This is a genomic window from Pseudovibrio denitrificans JCM 12308, from assembly GCF_001310815.1.
Lineage (GTDB): Bacteria > Pseudomonadota > Alphaproteobacteria > Rhizobiales > Stappiaceae > Pseudovibrio > Pseudovibrio denitrificans.
Genome location: NZ_BAZK01000011.1, coordinates 55,659 through 71,161 on the forward strand (window position 1 = coordinate 55,659; position 15,503 = coordinate 71,161).

Consider the following 15,503-nt stretch of genomic DNA (forward strand, 5'->3'; position numbering starts at 1 on the left):
TATGCCCAGAAGCACCCGATCTTCCCCACATATAATTGGGAATTAGGCAGTTTTAGGGCCGGCTATCCTTATTTTTGCCAATAAATAAGGTGTCGAGCAGCAACCCGGCAGCGCCAATAACAATCCACGCATCAGCAAGATTGAAGACGTACCAGGAAAATTCTCCAACGTGGAAATAGAGGTAATCGACGACTTGGCCATAATAGAGGCGGTCAAAGCCATTACTCAGCGCACCGGATAAAACCAGCCCGAGGCAAATGGCTTCCAGTCGATTGATCGCCCGCGCACTCCAGAACCAGATGAAAACAGAAGCGGCAACTGTAAAGGCAGCCAGCCCCCAGCGACCAATCTCGGTCGTCTGCTGGAAGAGGCCATAAGAAACGCCTTTGTTCCAGACCAGTACCAAATCAAGAAACGGGCCAACGGAAATCGGAGGAATGCCTCCAACTGAAAAGTGGCCGACAGCCCAGAATTTAGCGATCTGATCAACGACCAGACCGACAATGGCAAGAAGCAGGACGAGGGAACTGTGATGTCCCCAAACTTTTAGTTTCTTCAAAGCAATTCCCTCGTCACTTTGTTTGCTTAAACAGCAGCGCTATCCAGCTCGCGCATCGCATTTGCATCGCGCAGGGTCAGCTCTGGATACTCACCATCTGTTCCAACTTCTGGCAGGATCTTCCAGGAGCGGGCGCACTTGTTACCCTCTGCAAGGCCTGGCACAACACCAACACCAGTAACGTCTTCCAGAACGAACGCACCTTCAGGAGCACCGTCTGCAGAAAGGTTCAGCTGGGAAGTGATGGCAATTTCAGCCATATCCAGACCGTTCAGCGCACCCATCAGTTCTGCGTCAGAAACGAAGACGGTTGGGTGTGCTTCCAGAGAAGAACCGATCCGCTTTTCACGGCGTTCGATCTCAAGAGCACCGGTGATCACACGGCGAACCGCACGTACCTTCTCCCACTTTGCTGCCAGCTCATCGTTTCTCCATGCAGAAGAAACAGCAGGGAACTGCTGCAGGTGAACGGAAGTGGTCGCTTCACCGTAACGGTAGCCCCAGCTCTCTTCCATGGTGAATGGCAGGATTGGTGCCAGCCACATGGTCAGATGACGGAACAGCTGCTCAATCACGTATAGAGATGCCTTACGCTTCTTGGAAGACGGTGCATCGCAGTACAGCGCATCCTTACGGATGTCGAAGTAGAACGCAGACAGCTCAACAGTCATGAAGTTGAACAACGTGGAGAACACACGCTTGCTGTCGAATGCCATGTAAGCATCGCGAACCAGCACATCCAGCTCAGCCAGACGATGCAGCATCAGCAGTTCCAGCTCTTCCATGTCAGCAAGAGCAACCTCTTCGCCTTCATAGTGACCGAGAGAACCGAGCATGAAGCGCAGGGTGTTGCGCAGCTTGCGGTAAGCATCAACGTTGGTTTTGATGATCTCAGGGCCGATACGCTGATCTTCTGCATAGTCGACAGAACCAACCCACAGACGCAGGATGTCTGCACCGTACTGCTTGATCACGTCCTGAGGTGCGATGGTGTTGCCCAAAGACTTGGACATCTTGCGACCATCTTCAGCCATGGTGAAGCCGTGGGTAAGAACAGCGTCATATGGCGCATAACCACGGGTGCCACAGCTTTCCAGCAGGGAAGAGTGGAACCAACCGCGGTGCTGGTCGGTGCCTTCCAGATACAGAACGTAGTCGTCACCACCCAGACCCCTACGCTTCGGGCTCAGGTCTTCACGACGCTCCATGCAGAACGCGTGAGTGGAACCAGAATCGAACCATACGTCGAGGATGTCATCGACCTTCTCGAAGTCGTCAGCCTTGTAGCCTTCACCAAGGAAGCGCTGAGTTGCATCTTCCTCAAACCACGCATCCGCGCCTTCATTCTGGAAGGCTTCGAAGATACGCGCGTTGACTGCTTCGTCCTTCAGAACTTCACCGGTTTCCTTGTTCACGAACACAGTGATCGGCACGCCCCATGCACGCTGACGGGAAAGAACCCAGTCAGGACGGGCTTCGATCATCGCATTCAGACGGTTCTGGCCGGTTGCAGGCACGAAACGCGTCTCGGAGATCGCTTTCAGAGCGCGGGAACGCAGAGTGTCACCCTTCGCTTCTTCAGAAAGCTCTTTGTCCATGTAAACAAACCACTGAGGCGTGTTACGGAAGATCAGCGGTGCTTTGGAGCGCCAGGAGTGCGGGTAGGAGTGCTTCACGCGGCCACGAGCCATCAGGCCGCCAACCTCAACAAGCTTTTCAATAACGGCTTTGTTGGTGGAACCTTCCTTGCCCTTACGGTCAAGGATGTACTTGCCTTCAAACAGTGGTACGTGCGGGTAGTAAGAACCGTCCGGCTGAACGGTCATTGGAACCTGCTCAGTACCAGCCTTCGCAAATGCTTCGCGGTTGTCCAGGAACATCTGGAAGTCTTCCTGACCGTGACCTGGTGCGGTGTGTACGAAACCGGTACCAGCATCGTCAGTTACGTGATCACCAGCCAGCATCGGCACGTTGAAGTCGAAGTAGTCGCCAGCACCTTCAGCACCGCGCAGCGGGTGCGCGCAGTATTCGATGGTGCTCACATCAACGTCAGACACACGCTCATAAGCATCAACACGGGACGCTTCGAAAACAGACTCAGCAAGCTTGTCAGCAATGATGAATTCTTCGCCAACCTTCGCCCAGTTGTCTTCAGCAGCTTCAGTCACCTTGAAGATGCCGTAGCTGATGTCTTTGGAGAAGGAGATCGCGCGGTTTGCAGGGATGGTCCATGGAGTGGTTGTCCAGATCACCACCTTCTTGCCGATCAGCGCTTCATTGCCGGAAACAACCGGGAAGGTCACCCAGATGGTGTGGGAAGTATGGTCTTCATACTCCACTTCCGCTTCAGCAAGAGCAGTCTTCTCAACGATGGACCACATGACAGGCTTGGAACCACGGTACAGCTGGCCGCTTGTCGCAAACTTCATCAGTTCGTTCGCGATCACAGCTTCACTATCGTAGCGCATGGTCAGGTATGGGTTGTCCCAGTCGCCTTCAATGCCAAGACGCTTAAATTCTTCGCGCTGAACGTCGATCCACTTGTCCGCGAAGTCACGGCATTCCTTGCGGAATTCGTTGATCGGCACAGCGTCTTTGTTTTTGCCTTTTTTGCGATACTGCTCTTCGATCTTCCATTCGATCGGCAGACCATGACAATCCCAGCCAGGAACATAGTTCGCATCAAAGCCCTGCATCTGCATGGAGCGGTTGATGATGTCCTTGAGGGTCTTGTTCAGCGCATGGCCGATATGGATGTTACCGTTTGCGTATGGAGGGCCATCATGCAGGATGAACTTTGGGCGACCAGCGGATTGATCACGCATCACCTTGTAAAGATCCTTGTCTTTCCATTTATCAAGGATCTTAGGTTCATTCTTAGGAAGGCCTGCCCGCATTGGGAAATCAGTTTTAGGCAGGTTGAGCGTTTCCGAATAATCGCGGCTCGTAGTATCGGTCATTTGGCAGTCCGCTTATGTGGGCATCTGTTTGCCCATAGGCATTTGGTAAAGCGCAGGGATTTGCGCAAGCTTGAAAGTCCCGCCACCACGGTGACGGTTGGAGGTCTCCCGGTACTTCAGGGCGCCAGCGGGCGTCTCAGCTGAAGGCCGGGCCAATAATTCGAAATTGGCACACCTTGAAAGAGGTCAAAGGAGCAGTCCTGTTATCTTCAAACTTGGCTAACATAATGAGTGCTTTTAGCAGCGCTTATGTAAGGAATAAAGAGCCTCTAACAACAAAGCTCAATATTCTCAAGACCAAGAGTAATTTTCCTGAAGGCCGAAGCTGATGCGCCGGAGTGTATCACGAAAAGTGAAAACTGGTTTTGGGATGAAGATATGCAGTTGTAGTGACGACTTTTCGGCGGCTTTTCTGTTATGCGCAGTATCTTCGCCACGCCTGACTAACAATGATGGAAACAACATCCGTAAGCATCGCCTCAATGGTTTTGCCAAGTGGAAGTAAGATGCGGTGAGCAGCGTTTGAGTTGGTCTTGAAACAAGGGTTTTGCGATCAAACTCTGGTTAACGTGACAGCACCATGAAAAGCCGATAAGTTCCACTTCATTTGATGATGGATAATTGAGAAATGCCAAAAATAAAACAAGGCGACATAATATTACTGACTGTATCCCTTGCCTTTATGCTTGTGACGTTTTTTTACATATTTAACTATTACAAGTTCTATCAGCATAAACAGGATGTAGTTGAGTATGCCTCTCAGTATGCGCTGGCCTATCATCAAGATATAAAAAATAACACCGTATCTAATGCAATACGATATGACTCCTCCTTTAATAATATGGAGTTTGAATGGATTTTTATTCAAAAAAGCAGGGATGAATATTTAGATTTTTTCTTAGAAAACAGAATGTTCTCTGATTATGCTCTATTGTCTTTTGGTAAAATTTTGAATCGAAATAAAGAAGCTGTCTTTAAAATAGAAAAGTGTGGCGAGGATAACTGTATCTCTGGACCTTATTTTGAAGAAGAGAGCGAGATATTTGATCAGTACTGTGAGCATAGCCAGCAAAATATAAAATCTTTTAGTTACAGCTCCAATGTCAATATAACGGGTTGTCTCAGTGGTGACGGCAAACCTCTCGGTTTTAGTGTTAGCATTTTCACTTATGCAAAACCCTTGCTGTTTTGGACATGGTACATTGATGCCAGCGGTTCTGCGGAAGAACGTGGTGAGGCCGTGATCATTGCAAACTACGTGACAAAATACAGTTGCGGAATTCAGCTTTGGGAAGAAAGCAATTATGTTGCATCTGAGTGTTAGCCAGCTGGCGTTGTCACATTAGGCTTGAACCAAGTTTTATCGTCTGACAACAGCCTGTAACTTCTTCATCGCAGCCCCGCAACCGATGAGGCGCAAACAACATCTGCAAGATCGCCTCAACAGTTTTCCAAAGTGGAAGTGAGCGGTAATGGCCAATGCCTGAATAGCATCTAAAGCAAAGCTTTTGCGATCGAACTCAGGTTAACGTGATAGCTCCGCGTCAATAATGGCGTTTTGGGGAACTGTCGACCAGCTCCTCACTCTCCGTCTGACGCTTTGCTGCTGTCCGCTCACGGTGCGCAATGTAAAGCCCGCCGCTTGCGATAAGCGCAACACCCAGCCAGACAAACATGTCTGGAACATCGCCAAACAGCACAAAGCCAACGATGGTCGCGCTGATGATCTCCGTATAACTCAGCGGTGCAAGCACGGAGGCCGGTGCGCGGTCAAAGGCGAGCACAATGCAGCCATGTGAGGCGAAGGAGATAATGCCCATCAGCACAAATAGAGGCAGATGAGTAAGATCCGGTGTGGTCCAGGCGGCTGCCTCAAACCCAAACAGACTTGCAATAACCACCAGTGGGGTCAGCGTCAAAACACCAGCCACGCCAGTCGCAAACTGAATGCCAAGCAGGGACGCACTGCCAGAAAGCTTGCGCGTTAAAACAAGGTAGGCTGCAAACGAAGTCGCTGCTGCCAGCGGCAATAGGGAAGGCCAGCCCAAAGCACTGGAGCCTGGGCGAATGATGATAAGCGCGCCCACCATGCCGACAACAACCGCTGACCACCTGCGAACTCCCACTTTCTCTTTAAGCACCACGGCAGAAAGCACTGTCAGGATCATCGGCTGCACAAAGAAGATCGCGATGGCATCTGCCAGCGGCATGTATTTAAGAGAGCTGAAGAAGAAGATCGAACAGATCGCCAGACATGCACCGCGGATCAGCTGAATGCGGTTCACTTCTTTCATCAGCGAACCAAACGAGCGCCCCATGAAAACAGCGATCAGAAGAACAATCAGCGCCTGACAAAGAAAACGGCCAAGTGATACCTCAACCGGAGAGATAAAACTGCTCAGATACTTGGCAGTACCATCCATAAGCGGTGCCAGAGACATACCGGCGACCATAAACAGGATGCCATGCAGCCCGGCATTGGAACTATGACTGTCTGTCGAGGCGGTTGTTGTTGTCATGTTGCTCTCGGAAAATGGGGGATACGCTGACATATCAAAGCCAGCGATCAGGGTAAGGGCCTATATTGACGCACCAGCTATTCTTTAGCGCAAGAAAAAGAAAGTATTCGTCAAAGTCTATTCAGTGCAGTTATCTAAAGAGTATCTGTTCCGCCACTCAACATTATGAGGGTGATGGTTTTCGCTCCGCATTCGCCAGTATCAACCCACTGCAGACGAGCATCCCGACGCCAACCCAGACAAACTCATCCGGAATCTCGTTGAAGACCAGATAACCGATTGTGGTTGCAGAGATAATTTCCACGTAGTTGATAGGCGCCAGAACAGAAGCGGGGCTCTTTCAAAAGCCTTGACCAGCAACACGTGCGCAAACAGGCCCGTCCCACCAAGGCAGAGTAGTAAAATGGTCGGGAGTGTGAAATCTGCTTCCTGATCAGCAATCACCAGATCGCCGCCAAAGCCAGTCAGCCATGCGTAAAAGATAATCGGCAGGATGAACAGGCTGCCCGCAAAGCCAGTTGCGAACTGAATGGCCAGCTGAGAGGCTTGTCCGGAGAGCTTACGCGTTAACATCAGATAGCAGGCAAATGTAAACGCCGCCGCTAGGATAAGCAGACTTGCTGGTTGGAACACACCAGTCCCCGGCCGCATGATGACGAGCACACCGGCAAACCCAATCAACACCGCCAACCACCGCTTAGCGCCAACTTTCTCTTTCAGGAACACCGCAGACAAAACCACCAGAATAACCGGTTGCACAAAGAAGATCGCAGTCGCATCAGTAAGTGGCAGGTACTTCAGTCCAAAGACGATGAACACCGATCCAACGGCTAGCAAAAGGCCTCGGCAGAACAGGGGCAGGGTGGTTTCCTGCAGCAGACTGCGCCAGCTCCGTTTCTGAAAAGGGGCAATCGCCAGAATAATGACAAGCTGCACAGCAAAGCGGAAGAAGGCGACGGTTAAAGGTGAGAAAAACTCAGAAAGATACTTCACCACGCCATCAGTGCTCGAAAGGATGAGCAACCCGAACATCATCAACAGCACGCCGTGCAACACATTGTCAGAGCTGGCAGCGCCAGCCCGCGTAGCCGCTGATGTCATACTAGGTCTTTCTAAAGAGTAAGATTATCCGTCGGTGTTGAGCATTTGGTCCAGATGAGAAAGTGGTCGCATCGAAGCAATCATCGCCCGCGCTTCCGCACTATCCTGATCCATCTGCGCAATTAAGCCGTCAATACCGTCAAATTTAAGTTCAGGACGGATAAACCCGATGAAGCAAACGGTGACGAGCTTTTCATAAAGGTTGCCACTATAATCAAACACATGCACTTCAAGCAGCGGTGCTCCGTCATCAAAGGTCGGTCGACGCCCAAAGCTGGCAACGCCGTCATGCATCTCGCCGTCAATCTTGATCTGAACAGCGTAAACGCCTTCTTTCAGCTCACAGTTGTCAGCAAGCTTCAAATTTGCAGTCGGGTAGCCCAGCTCACGACCACGCTTTTCACCATGCTGAACAGTCGCTTCAACAAAATAGCGATAGCCCAGCAGACCATTGGCAACCGCCAGATCACCTTCACCAAGAGCTGCGCGAATACGGCTGGAGGAAATCACCTCACCACCTTCATCACCTTCAGCCCCAACAATAGTCACAGCAAACCCATGAGCCTCGCCTGCTTCGCGCAAAAACTCAGGTGTTCCCTGACGACCTTTACCAAAATGGAAGTCATAGCCGGTGATGCTCTGGGAGATCCCAAGGCGATCCACCAGAATATCCTTCACAAAATCCTCAGCTGCCATGCTGGCGAACTCTTTGGTGAAAGGCAGTTCGATCACACCATCCAGATGCTCTGCCTCAAGGATTTCTGCCTTGATATGGCTCGGAGTCAGACGAAACACAGGTTGCTCAGGGCGGAAGAAAGTACGCGGATGCGGCTCAAACGTCATGGCAAGTGCAGGAACACCGCGCTTTGCTGCTTCATCACGTGCCAGATCAAGTACAGCCCGGTGTCCACGATGCACACCATCAAAATTTCCGATCGCAACAACACCGCCGCGCAGCTTTTCAGGAAACTGTGCAAGGTCGGTAATATGCTGAAAAGAATGCGCCTGCTTGATCGGCTCACCCATGAACTGTACTTCCCGCTAAAGCGTATCCCGATAAGAGGCTCCGGTTTTCCTATGAGAATACGCGTGAAAATAAAGATTTAGAGTTTGCTGCACAAAAGCCTAGCGCGCAACATACTCCAAATTTCCAGAATTTTGCGAGACGGTGCCGTGAGAAGCCCGCCCCGTCAAGCTCTTCAGATAAGGTTTGACGGGCCGGACACAAGAAACTGCAAGTTCTTCGCAGGAATTTCGGCTTAAAGCGGAATATCCATATCAGCGCGAGCAGGGACTTTCACCATAGCTTCCCCTTCCAGAACCACCTTCCCATCCACAAGACACTTGCAGTCCAGGCGGGCTCTGCAGCCTTTGTCAATCAGCTCCGCAACGCTCACGCGAACCTCAATATCGTCGCCGATATACACAGGCGCGCGAAAATTTAAAGATTGAGACAAATAAATTGCACCTGGGCCCGGTAATCGCGTTCCAAGTACGGCTGAGATAAGGCTCGCGGTGTAAAGACCGTGCGCGATACGAGTTTTAAAAGGGGTCTTTGCTGCAAAATGCTCCGACAAATGGATAGGGTTTCTGTCACCGGAAACCTCTGCGAATCCTACGATGTCTTGAGAGCTGACGTGCTTAACGAATACTTCGGTCATGCCGACTGATAGGTCTTCATAAGCAAGCGGACGAAGGCTGAGCATAGTGTTTCCTCGGATTAACCACAGGCAATATTGCCGGTAAAACGCGCAGAAACGCTAGTAAGCGGACCTCTAAAAAACAATTAGGCTTTTAGCATTATTGAAATCGTATTGGAGAAATTAACCTAACTATAACGTAGGGCGGTTAGTTTCGCGAAAGTTGAATTGGTGGGGACCCCTTTTATTGGAAGGACACCTGCGTCCAGTGTGACCTAAAAATGTCGTGGTCGCCGTGAGTATAGCAGAGAGGCAACGACAGCCTCTTGAGAATATGGAGTTGTACATGGCCCTTGATCTTCAGATGCCAATTTTGGTTGTCGATGATTATAAGACCATGATTCGAATCATTCGGAACTTGTTGAAGCAACTTGGCTTTACGGACATCGATGATGCGGCTGATGGCACTGAGGCCTACGAGAAAATGAAGCAGCGCCGTTATGGCCTGGTCATCTCGGATTGGAACATGGAACCTATGACTGGCTATGAGCTGCTGAAGCAGGTCAGACAGGATGCGGCTCTGTGTAAGACGCCATTCATCATGGTTACAGCTGAGTCTAAAACGGAAAACGTGATCGCTGCGAAGAAGGCAGGGGTTAACAACTACATCGTTAAGCCGTTTAACGCGCAAACTCTTAAAGGCAAAATCGAAGCGGTTTTCGCTGACTAATTTTGCATTGCGCGCACATTGAAGAATTTGGGCTGGGGTGAGGACGCCATATCGATTGCGCCCCAACCCTTTCGTGCACCCAACTGACCGGTTACAAGGTCGGGTAGAGCTCCGGCCTGGCAGACATTTCGTCTGCTGGAGGAGACGTTCCCTACTCAAATAAAGGGAAAGTGTAGTTTTGACCAAAATTGATATTCAGCAACTCATCGATTTTCTGGAAGAAAGCCGTGAGAAGTCTAGCGAAGTCACATTAACTGACGTTATGGGGCTGGCTGAGGTTATGACAGGTTCAATGGGGGACATCATTGAACACATCCAACCTGCAGTGACCATGGAACTGGCAGAAATCGGCGAAGAAATCGCGCGGATGAAAGCCGAAATCAGTAAACTTCGCGTCGCAGATATGAGGGATAACCATATCCCTGAGGCTGGCCGGGAGCTGGATGCGATTGTTTCCTCAACAGAAGAGGCAACACATTCCATCATGGAAGCTGCTGAAGCCATTATGGCTGCTGATCCGGAAGACACCGAAGCTTACCAGGACACGGTCAACAATCAGGTGATGGAGATTTTCCAGGCCTGCGCATTTCAGGACATCACCGGACAGCGTATTTCCAAAGTTGTCAGCACACTGAACACGATTGACGAGCGCGTCTCTAACTTCGTTGAGCGTTTGCGTCTTGAGCAGGAAGCTCAGGCGGAACATCAGGGCGAAGAGACTGATGAAGAACGCCGCAAACGTGAGCTGATCCTTCACGGCCCTCAGCACAAAGGCGAGGGTGTCTCTCAGGATGAGATCGACGCAATGCTCGGCGACGTGCAGCAGGACGACATCGACAAACTGTTCGCCTGATCAAACGCGATAGGTTTGCCTGCAGACATGGGCCGCAGATATAAAAGACAAAAGCAGTTTGCTTGTCCTGAACAAGGTGCAAACTGCTTTTTTATTACCAGTTCAGGCGGCCCATAAAGCTATGTACCTGCATGCCTTCAGCCTCGAGCATCTTCACCACAGCTTCTGAATTTCCTTCAAGATCAGCCGCATGAATGCCGTCAGTCAGAAACAAAGCACTGATGCCCTGCGCATTTGCACCCTTGATGTCTGTGGGGAGCCCATCACCAATCGCGAGTATCTCACGGGTTTCAAGCGGTTTACCCGCATGAGCATTGAGCTCAGCGCGGGCCATGTCGTAAATCGGATGAAATGGTTTGCCGGTGATAACCACACGTCCACCCATCTCTTCATAAAGCTTCGCCAGTGCACCACCGCACCAAACCAGCTTATCACCTTGCTCGGCCACAATATCCGGATTAGCGCAAATCAGAGTGAGATCCAGCTTCAGCAAGTCTTCAAAATGAGAACGGTAGTCCTCCGGTTCTTCTACGCGGCGGTCATTCAAACCAGAGCAGACGATAATGTCAGCCTCTTTCGGCTCTACAAAGTCAAAACTAACACCATGAAACAGGCTGTGATTCTTCTTTGGGCCGATATGATAGACCTTGGCATGATCAATCGCCCTCAAGTCGGCCTGAACCACATCCCCGGATGAGACAATCGAGTCGTAGCAAGAACGTGGTACTCCCAAACTACGAAGATGCTCTTCAATCTCGTTGGCTGGCCGCGGTGCATTTGTAATCAGCACCACGGGTCTGTTGTAGTTTGTTTTGTAAGTCTCAAGAGCCTCAATCGCAGCTGGGAAAGCGCTTATCCCATTATGTAAAACACCCCAGACATCACATAGAATACCGTTAAACTGATCTGCTATCTGGCTAAGGCCAGTGATGGGGGAGTGTTGCTGCATGGATGTTCTCTTGGAGGAAGTTTGATAGTCTCTTGAAAAAAGAGCAGACTTGAGCCAAATCCTCATAACCTGAGCAGCTGGCGACGACAAGTAGTTACTATCACTGCTCACCCTGTATCATTATGGGCGCAAATCGCTGTCACAAATGCAGATCGGATGCGCCATATAAATGCACTCCCGAAACTCGGCGGGTTTTCGGTGATAAAAGCAGGGCAATTGAACAACGGAGCGGTTATGGCGGTAAGACAACTTAGCGATACGACGATCAACAGAATTGCCGCGGGTGAAGTAATCGAGCGGCCTGCAAGCGTCGTCAAAGAGCTGGTTGAAAATGCGGTTGATGCTGGTGCAACGCGCATCGAAATCGTAACTGCGACTGGCGGCAAGAGCCTGTTGCGCATAACCGACAATGGTGCAGGTATGACCAAGGAAGACTTGCAACTCGCTGTCCGCCGTCACTGCACATCCAAGCTGCCTGAAGATGACCTCATGGATATCCGAACCATGGGCTTTCGCGGAGAAGCGCTGCCATCCATTGGCGCGATCTCCAGATTGGAAATCACAACCCGCCATGCATCGGAACCACATGCCTGGAAAATTGAAGTAGAAGGTGGCCAGAACAGCGAAGTCGAACCAGCAGCTTTGAATGCAGGGACACGTGTTGAAGTCAAAGATATCTTCTTCTCTGTTCCGGCTCGCCTGAAGTTCCTGAAATCAGACCGCGCTGAAGCCACAGCGATTACCGAAATCATCAAACGTATCGCGCTTGCAAATCCAACCATCCGCTTCACCCTTTCTGGCTCTGATCGCAGGCAGCTTGAACTGCCGGCGTGCACTGGCGATGATGCAGACCTTGCGCGTATCGGCCAAATCCTCGGCGCAGAGTTCACAAAGAACGCAATGGAAATCGAGCTTTGAGGGAAGGGGTACATCTTTATGGATATGCTGGCCTCCCTACATTCCATCGCGCCAACTCTCAGCACCAATTCTTCTTCGTAAATGGCCGCCCTGTGCGTGATAAGCTCCTACTCGGTTCACTTAAAGCCGCATACTCAGACGTTCTCTCAAGAGACCGTCATCCTATCGTTGTGCTGAACATCGACCTAGATCCGCATCAGGTAGACGTGAACGTACACCCCGCAAAAGCAGACGTGCGTTTCCGTGACGGACAACTCGTTCGTGGATTACTGATTGGCGCACTTAAGAACGCGTTTGTTCAGTCTGGTTTCCGCGCATCTACGGCAAACACACAATCTGCTATCAATGCCATCCGCCCAATGGGGCAGGGGACGGGTTTCAACGTTCACTCAGGCGCATCTGCTCATACCCAACAAGGTCACGGAGAAGCAGCACAAAACTACTCCTGGCAACAATCAGCCTATCGCCCTGAAGAAAGCTCCTCCTCTGTCTGGAGCGCTGCAGATATACCTGAAGCAGGAATTCAGGAAACACAACTGGGCCTGATGGAGGCAACAGCACCTTACACAGCTTCGCCAGTGCCATCCATGGGGCAAGATTCTGCAGCTGTACAAGGACATCAAGCCTATAATCTCGTCGATGCGCCATCAGCAGATTCACGCGCACATGCGCATGAACTGCCAGAAGATAGAGAAAGCTTCCCACTTGGAGCAGCACGAGCACAAATCCACGAAACCTACATCGTATCGCAGACGAAAGACGGTCTCGTAATCGTGGATCAGCACGCCGCACATGAACGCCTTGTCTACGAACAGCTCAAAGAAGACCTCGCAAAACGGGATGTCCCAAGGCAAATGCTTTTGATCCCTGAGATTGTCGATCTCCCGGAAGATGACGTCGCCCGTCTGGAAGAGCGAGCTTCTGAACTGGAAGAAGTGGGGCTCGTCCTGGAACGTTTTGGTCCTGGAGCAATCGCTGTCAGAGAAACGCCTTCCATGCTGAAGCGGTTGAATATCAAAGCTTTGGTGCAGGATCTAGCGGATGACTTTGCTGAGTACGACAGTTCAACACGCATCAGAGAAAAGCTGGATCTGGTTGCTGCAACGATGGCATGTCACGGTTCGATCAGAGCAGGCCGCCGCATGCGCCCTGAAGAGATGGACAATCTGCTCAGAGACATGGAAGCGACACCAAAGTCCGGCCAGTGCAACCACGGCCGCCCAACATGGATTGAGCTAAAGCTTCACGACATCGAACGCCTCTTTGGGCGTCATTGAATTCACAACCAAAAAACCAGAAGGGGCGGATCAATGATCCGCCCCTTCCAGTTCGTATTCTCGACTACGCTAAGTAATCGATGGGTTCTGACATGTGGCCTCAGAAGTCCCTTTGAACACGGAGTAGGATAGAAATGATATCCTGCTGACCTAGCGGACGAGTTGGGTTACCGCCGTTAACGGTTGTGTCTGGATACAGGTCACCCAATCCAACGTTACGGTAAGCAACTTCTGTACCGATTTCGAAGCCGCTAACTGGTGTCCAGCCGATCTTACCGACAACATCCCACTGGTTCTGGTTCCAAAGGAACTTAGAGCGAGCGTTGGCGAAGGAAGCCTGGATAGCTGCGTTCCATTCAGGTGAGAAGTCTGCCTGGAAACCCCAAGCAATGGACCAACCGGTAGCGATACCGTCTTCACCATCTGTAAGGGAAGTTGCATCCCAGATGACGTTCTGCCAGTCACTGTTTACGTAACCGAGTGCACCTTGAGAGAAGGTTGCCTGAACCACACCCTGGAAGCCAGAGAGATAATTGGTGAAGAATGGTAGATTAAATTCTACACCACCACCGACGGCCCAACCGAGAAGGCCAGAAGGATAAGATTCAAGATAGCGAACTTCTGTCAGAGCACCCATGATCTGGGCAGAACCCCAACCTTGGTCCAAACGGATGTTTGCAACCAAGTCTGGGAAGCGCATGCCGCCGTAGCCCTGGTTAAATCCTGTAGAGTTAAGATACTCACCAGTAAAGAGGTTCTGCTGGCGAGCGGTTCTGTCTTCTACAGACCAGCTGGTTGAAAGGCCATTGCCAAGGTCAAATGTGTAACCGGCAAGCCAGAGGTTTTGGTCAGAGTATGCTACGGTGGTGATCGCACCATATGCATAACCGGTCCAGAAGTCATAGAAGGACTGTGCGCGACCAATGGTCATGCCACCAAACTGCACGAACGCGTAATCAAGCGTCATTACAGTGTTGTCCTGCTCAACCCCAAACGAGCCGACTGGGTTGTTCACGTTAGGAACAGAGCTGTCATCCTGAATAAAGCCAGGAGTATCAACTGTTCCGAACAAATCGATGTAAGCGCGAAGCAGACCGTATTCTGTTTGAGTCCGTGCGTCCATGCGGAGGTAACCACGTGCACGAGTGGAGGTTGAATTTCTTGTCCGCTCGGACCAGTCGCTTGGGCCAGCTCCAAAGTTGTTGAAGCGGTATTCAGCACGAACACGACCGCGAATTCTCAAACAGGTATCAGTGCCTGGAATATAAAAATATCCAGTACCGTAGGCGTCACAGATCTGGACGTATTCTACGGGCTCCGGCGCAACGGGAAGATCGGCTGCAAGGACCGGAGTGGCACTCATCATAAGCGCTGCTGCGGCGCTAGTTGTAAAGTGGCGCATAATTCGACTCCTAAATCGGGTTGAAACCCACTCCTCAAACAAGGTTAATTGACAAAACTACTTAAGGCGGCCCAAATGCTGCCTAAGCAAAACTGATTTTATTTTTGTGTACGCGAATTCCCTGCAGCAATTGATGCCAGCACATCCTTATCGATGCAATAATAACTCTAAAAATAACCTAGAGTTATCAAAGTAATCGAAACCGCTGTTTCATTCCTGCAACGCTTTTATCCAAAACTAGGTAGATGTAACAAAGATGAAATCGGGGTCGATCTCCGTGAATTAAGTGCTTGTTATTGTTTATTAAAAGTTTGTTTCGCAGATTCCTTGGTCTTTTTATATGCAATCTGCGTCATTCGAATCAAAGACTCGCTGAGCGCCAAATCTGGAAAATTCAGGCTTTCCCTTATAAGTATAGTGATAGTAATGACAAGTATTCGTGTTTTGCGTTGGTTTGGAGAATTCTGCGTTCTTTTGAGGTGTGACGCATTGCTATGTGAACTGTGAACCCGATCCCCTCAAATCCCGGAGATCTCGGCCCCAACCATTCCGCGAGGATAACTACCCCAACTGCCACCGCCCAAAACCACCTCGA

At 50.6% G+C, this 15,503-nt stretch carries 11 protein-coding genes and 1 pseudogene; 4 read left to right on the forward strand and 8 right to left on the reverse strand.

Annotated features, from left to right (window positions below; all coding sequences use genetic code 11):
* Positions 1-52 precede the first annotated feature (52 nt).
* Together lspA and ileS are read right to left on the reverse strand one after the other, a co-directional pair.
* Positions 53-559, reverse strand: a complete 507-nt coding sequence (gene lspA / locus JCM12308_RS15890; RefSeq protein WP_008552123.1) for a signal peptidase II — start codon at positions 557-559, stop codon at positions 53-55.
* A 26-nt stretch (positions 560-585) separates the two neighbouring features.
* The gene (ileS, locus tag JCM12308_RS15895) at positions 586-3,519 is read right to left on the reverse strand and encodes an isoleucine--tRNA ligase (protein WP_054784418.1); all 2,934 of its coding nucleotides are present in this window, start codon (positions 3,517-3,519) and stop codon (positions 586-588) included.
* Between the two features lie 628 nt (positions 3,520-4,147).
* On the opposite strand from ileS, the gene JCM12308_RS15900 reads away from it, so the two are divergent.
* A complete protein-coding gene (locus JCM12308_RS15900; protein WP_054784419.1) occupies positions 4,148-4,843 on the forward strand; it encodes a hypothetical protein in 696 nt (231 codons plus the stop codon).
* 220 nt (positions 4,844-5,063) lie between these two features.
* Here JCM12308_RS15900 and JCM12308_RS15905 read toward each other — a convergent pair whose 3' ends face one another.
* The 4 genes from JCM12308_RS15905 to JCM12308_RS15920 form a co-directional block, all read right to left on the reverse strand.
* On the reverse strand, positions 5,064-6,038 hold the full coding sequence (locus JCM12308_RS15905) for a DMT family transporter (protein WP_054784420.1): 975 nt from the start codon (positions 6,036-6,038) through the stop codon (positions 5,064-5,066).
* A gap of 201 nt (positions 6,039-6,239) precedes the next feature.
* Complete coding sequence (locus JCM12308_RS15910; protein ID WP_208978639.1) at positions 6,240-7,139, reverse strand: DMT family transporter; 900 nt, start codon at positions 7,137-7,139, stop codon at positions 6,240-6,242.
* Positions 7,140-7,163: 24 nt separating this feature from the next.
* Complete coding sequence (locus JCM12308_RS15915) at positions 7,164-8,165, reverse strand: bifunctional riboflavin kinase/FAD synthetase (protein ID WP_054784421.1); 1,002 nt, start codon at positions 8,163-8,165, stop codon at positions 7,164-7,166.
* Between the two features lie 233 nt (positions 8,166-8,398).
* Complete coding sequence (locus JCM12308_RS15920) at positions 8,399-8,845, reverse strand: MaoC family dehydratase (protein WP_037037988.1); 447 nt, start codon at positions 8,843-8,845, stop codon at positions 8,399-8,401.
* A 280-nt stretch (positions 8,846-9,125) separates the two neighbouring features.
* Between JCM12308_RS15920 and JCM12308_RS15925 the strand changes: the two genes are divergently transcribed.
* Positions 9,126-9,509, forward strand: a complete 384-nt coding sequence (locus tag JCM12308_RS15925; protein ID WP_008552155.1) for a response regulator — start codon at positions 9,126-9,128, stop codon at positions 9,507-9,509.
* A gap of 178 nt (positions 9,510-9,687) precedes the next feature.
* Positions 9,688-10,362: a protein phosphatase CheZ gene (locus JCM12308_RS15930; RefSeq protein WP_014284269.1), complete on the forward strand. Its 675-nt coding sequence runs from the start codon at positions 9,688-9,690 to the stop codon at positions 10,360-10,362.
* A gap of 94 nt (positions 10,363-10,456) precedes the next feature.
* Here JCM12308_RS15930 and JCM12308_RS15935 read toward each other — a convergent pair whose 3' ends face one another.
* A complete protein-coding gene (locus tag JCM12308_RS15935) occupies positions 10,457-11,311 on the reverse strand; it encodes a TIGR01459 family HAD-type hydrolase (RefSeq protein ID WP_054784422.1) in 855 nt (284 codons plus the stop codon).
* A gap of 234 nt (positions 11,312-11,545) precedes the next feature.
* On the opposite strand from JCM12308_RS15935, the pseudogene mutL reads away from it, so the two are divergent.
* Positions 11,546-13,506 (forward strand): annotated as a pseudogene (mutL, locus tag JCM12308_RS15940) (DNA mismatch repair endonuclease MutL).
* Between the two features lie 100 nt (positions 13,507-13,606).
* On the opposite strand, the gene JCM12308_RS15945 reads toward mutL, so the two are convergent.
* The gene (locus JCM12308_RS15945; protein ID WP_008552090.1) at positions 13,607-14,908 is read right to left on the reverse strand and encodes a porin; all 1,302 of its coding nucleotides are present in this window, start codon (positions 14,906-14,908) and stop codon (positions 13,607-13,609) included.
* Positions 14,909-15,503 lie beyond the last annotated feature (595 nt).

Coding starts and splice junctions, on each gene's coding strand:
- ileS (WP_054784418.1), bottom strand. CDS start 3,519: ATGACCGATACTACGAGCCGCGATTATTCGGAAACGCTCAACCTGCCT.
- JCM12308_RS15900 (WP_054784419.1), top strand. CDS start 4,148: ATGCCAAAAATAAAACAAGGCGACATAATATTACTGACTGTATCCCTT.
- JCM12308_RS15905 (WP_054784420.1), bottom strand. CDS start 6,038: ATGACAACAACAACCGCCTCGACAGACAGTCATAGTTCCAATGCCGGG.
- JCM12308_RS15910 (WP_208978639.1), bottom strand. CDS start 7,139: ATGACATCAGCGGCTACGCGGGCTGGCGCTGCCAGCTCTGACAATGTG.
- JCM12308_RS15915 (WP_054784421.1), bottom strand. CDS start 8,165: ATGGGTGAGCCGATCAAGCAGGCGCATTCTTTTCAGCATATTACCGAC.
- JCM12308_RS15920 (WP_037037988.1), bottom strand. CDS start 8,845: ATGCTCAGCCTTCGTCCGCTTGCTTATGAAGACCTATCAGTCGGCATG.
- JCM12308_RS15925 (WP_008552155.1), top strand. CDS start 9,126: ATGGCCCTTGATCTTCAGATGCCAATTTTGGTTGTCGATGATTATAAG.
- JCM12308_RS15935 (WP_054784422.1), bottom strand. CDS start 11,311: ATGCAGCAACACTCCCCCATCACTGGCCTTAGCCAGATAGCAGATCAG.
- JCM12308_RS15945 (WP_008552090.1), bottom strand. CDS start 14,908: ATGCGCCACTTTACAACTAGCGCCGCAGCAGCGCTTATGATGAGTGCC.